The organism is Chamaesiphon sp. GL140_3_metabinner_50 (assembly GCF_025361915.1).
In the GTDB taxonomy this organism is placed as follows: Bacteria; Cyanobacteriota; Cyanobacteriia; order Cyanobacteriales; family Chamaesiphonaceae; genus Chamaesiphon.
On record NZ_JANYJC010000285.1, the window covers coordinates 1 to 2,745 of the forward strand.

The 2,745-nt window shown below is 44.1% G+C and carries 4 protein-coding genes and 1 pseudogene; 3 read left to right on the forward strand and 2 right to left on the reverse strand.

Annotation, left to right across the window (positions count from 1 at the left end):
• Positions 1 to 789 (forward strand): annotated as a pseudogene (locus Q0R35_RS13900) (Nramp family divalent metal transporter); the annotation flags it as partial.
• A gap of 49 nt (positions 790 to 838) precedes the next feature.
• On the opposite strand, the gene Q0R35_RS13910 reads toward Q0R35_RS13900, so the two are convergent.
• Positions 839 to 916 carry a MerR family DNA-binding transcriptional regulator gene (locus Q0R35_RS13910; protein ID WP_295619315.1) on the reverse strand — a complete coding sequence of 26 codons (78 nt, stop codon included), beginning with the start codon at positions 914 to 916 and terminating at the stop codon, positions 839 to 841.
• Positions 917 to 1,019: 103 nt separating this feature from the next.
• Between Q0R35_RS13910 and Q0R35_RS13915 the strand changes: the two genes are divergently transcribed.
• Complete coding sequence (locus Q0R35_RS13915; RefSeq protein WP_295619306.1) at positions 1,020 to 1,181, forward strand: hypothetical protein; 162 nt, start codon at positions 1,020 to 1,022, stop codon at positions 1,179 to 1,181.
• A 100-nt stretch (positions 1,182 to 1,281) separates the two neighbouring features.
• Here the strand turns inward: Q0R35_RS13915 and Q0R35_RS13920 are convergent, their stop codons facing one another.
• Complete coding sequence (locus Q0R35_RS13920) at positions 1,282 to 1,707, reverse strand: metalloregulator ArsR/SmtB family transcription factor (protein WP_295619309.1); 426 nt, start codon at positions 1,705 to 1,707, stop codon at positions 1,282 to 1,284.
• Positions 1,708 to 1,899: 192 nt separating this feature from the next.
• Between Q0R35_RS13920 and Q0R35_RS13925 the strand changes: the two genes are divergently transcribed.
• Positions 1,900 to 2,745: heavy metal translocating P-type ATPase (locus tag Q0R35_RS13925; protein WP_295619312.1), on the forward strand; the 846-nt coding region annotated here is incomplete at its 3' end.

The following is a 2,745-nucleotide window of genomic DNA, read 5'->3' on the forward strand; positions in this document are numbered from 1 at the left end:
TTGTTTTGTCGCTGAATTAATCTTTGCCAAACCCAATTTGGGCGGTATTCTCGGCGGCTATATTCCGCAAGTAGAAGTAGTCAGAAATCCAGAGGCATTGTATATTGCGATCGGCATTTTAGGCGCGACAGTGATGCCGCACAATCTCTATCTACATTCATCGATCGTCCAAACTCGCAATTGGGAAGATACCCCAGAAAAGAAGTGGGAAGCGATTAAGTTTGGGACGATCGATTCCACATTTGCTTTATCTTTAGCGTTATTTATCAACTCGGCAATTTTAATTTTAGCAGCGGCAGTGTTCCACTTTTCGGGTAAGCAAGATGTCGCTGAAATTCAGGATGCTTATAAGTTATTATCGCCGATGTTGGGTATCGCTCCGGCTAGTGCTATTTTTGCAATCGCATTATTAGCCTCTGGGCAAAATTCAACTTTAACAGCAACGATGGCGGGACAAATTGTGATGGAGGGATTTCTCCACCTGCGAGTGAAACCTTGGCTGCGTCGCTTGTTGACTCGACTGGTGGCGATCGTACCAGCATTACTGACGATTATCTGGTTCGGGGAAGGTAGTACTACGAGTCTGCTGATTCTGAGTCAGGTAATTCTGAGTTACAGCTTTCGTTTGCGGTAATTCCACTAATTATGTTCACTAGCGATCGCAATTTGATGGGCGAGTTTGTCAATCCTACTTGGCTCAAGGTGCTGGCTTATGCAGTGGCAACAATCATTGTCGGGTTGAATAGCTGGTTATTAATTCAGACATTTTCGGGGTGGCTCAACCGTTAAGACGTTACTTCTGGATCGCCTGTTTTAACGTTCGGTACGCAATCTCAATCTAACTCCGATTTTCATAGTAACGCAAGGTACTCACTTTCACCCCCGTCCGTTGTTTGAGATCGCCAATTTTCAGCATTTTTCAGTCTTCCATTTAATTTCTAAATAGTTTAAATGTACTTTTTAACTCTCAGGCTAACTAGAGAGTTTATGATTGCAGTGTACCTAATCAAAATGTACTTATGAACGTTAAAAATATTGTTCGATCGACAGTAGCCGCTATAGCTATTGCCGCTGTTACTGCTGGAGCTGCTTTTGCGGCTGATTGTGGTTGCGGTAAATGTGCCAGTGGTTGCGATTGCGGTAGCGAATGTAGTATGCCTAAAATTGCCCCTCGCAAGTAAGTTAAGTAGTGAAGAATTAACAATAATTTTATTGTTGATTCTTCATTGGTGATTACCCATTGAGTCAGATCTGCTTGACCGCTAAGAGTTAGTTGAGATTTTAAAGTAGCGGTGCAGAAAATAACTGTGCTGAAATCGATCGATATAATTCGATCGCCTGACTATCTGCCAAACTGTAGTAAACATTTCGCCCTTCCTTGCGATAATTGACCATTCGCATCGATTTCAATACCCGCAACTGGTGAGATACCGCCGATTCACCCATTTTCAAACCCGCAGCCAAATCGCAGACGCACAATTCTTGGTTGGCTAATGCTGAAAGCAACCGCAACCGATTGGGATCTGCCAAAACATTAAATAGTTCTGCCCGACGTTGGGCTTCAGCCATTGGCAAGATGTCTAGTTGCAGTTGACGGACATTATCTAAATGCACCAATCGCTCGTCACAACTGGGTACCTGGGCATCGTCGTTCACGGAGTGTCTGCAAGGCAGAATCGATTTACTTGAATATTCCTGCTCGGTCATGAAAAGTCTAGTTGAAGAAGATTAACTGTCTTGTAAAGGTGCTCCACTTGGGGAAACCCCAAGACCGCACTTTCCGCTCTCCTTAAATTATAGCGGCAATAATGAGAATCGTTCTATACCTGAATATACTTTCAGGCATTGTGATTTTGGTCTACAATTTAAGATATTAGTTCGATATTAGCCACAACAGATATGACTCAAGTACCCGCGCTCAAAACCCAACGGATGCAAGTTGGTGGGATGGACTGCACGAGCTGTGCGATGAAGATTGAAGGTGCTGTAGAGAAGCTAGCAGGGGTAGCTGAGATATCTGTGGTAGTAGCAACTGGGAGGATGATTGTCACTTACGATCCAGCACGGGTAAGTGAAGCCGATATTAAACAACGAGTGACGGCGTTAGGTTATACCATCGGCGCAGAGAAGTCTAAATCTCCAGCTAAACAGAGCAGCCACGACCACAGCAGCCACAACCATAATAGTCAAGACCATAGCAACCACGACCACAGCAGCCACGACCATAGTAGCCATGATGATGGCGACGAAGACGACGGGCATAATCATGGTGGGGGAGAGGTTGACTTAAAGCGTGAAGGTCTATTAGTCGGGGTCGTAATTACGTTGTTTATAATAGGTTCTGTCTTTGAGAAACAATTAAACGCAACACCATTATCGATCGGGGCATATTTAGTATTTATTCCAGCTTACTTATTGAGTGGCTGGACGGTATTAACTACTGCGGGACGAAATATTTTACGCGGACAAGTATTTGATGAAAACTTCCTGATGACAATCGCCACTGTTGGCGCGATCGCGATTAAACAGCTACCAGAAGCTGTAGGCGTAATGTTATTTTTCAAAATAGGTGAGTTATTTCAGGAATTAGCCGTCAGTAAATCTCGCCGTTCGATTTCGTCACTACTCGAAATTCGTCCCGATGCCGCCAATCTCAAAACAGCCAATGGGATTGAAGTCGTTTCACCGGAACGGATAAAAGTAGGCGATACCATTATTATTAAGCCAGGGGAAAAGGTGCCCTTG